Annotated in this window: 1 protein-coding gene; it reads left to right on the top strand. The window is 42.0% G+C overall.

Annotated features, from left to right (window positions below):
- Positions 1–388 (top strand): cation diffusion facilitator family transporter (locus tag PZE06_RS26745; RefSeq protein WP_275792204.1); only part of this gene is annotated, 388 nt, incomplete at both ends.

The following is a 388-nucleotide window of genomic DNA, read 5'->3' as shown; positions in this document are numbered from 1 at the left end:
CACTGCTACGATAGCGATCGGATTAGGAGCCTCTATCGTAGCAGTGTTAATTTCAATTATTACAAAAGAGTGTATGTTTCGTTATAAATTTCGATTAGGCCAGCAATTAAAAAGTGACGCTCTCATTGTAAATGCTTATGAACATCGTTCAGATGTTTATTCGTCTTTAGCAGCTTTAGTGGGAATTGGAGCAGCCGTAGTTGGCGATTTTTTGCAAATTGGTTGGCTTGAATATGCTGATCCAGTCGCAGGACTGGTGGTAGCCTTGATGATCTTGAGAATTGCGTGGACGCTTGGAAAAGAATCGATTGGCAATGCCCTCGACCGTGTCATGAACGATGAAGACTCTACCACTTTTCTAAGTTCAACCGTGTCTTCATCGTTCATG

The sequence above is a fragment of the Robertmurraya sp. DFI.2.37 genome (assembly GCF_029211245.1).
Lineage (GTDB): Bacteria > Bacillota > Bacilli > Bacillales > Cytobacillaceae > Robertmurraya > Robertmurraya methanolica_A.
This window is presented reverse-complemented; position numbering and strand designations above follow the sequence as displayed.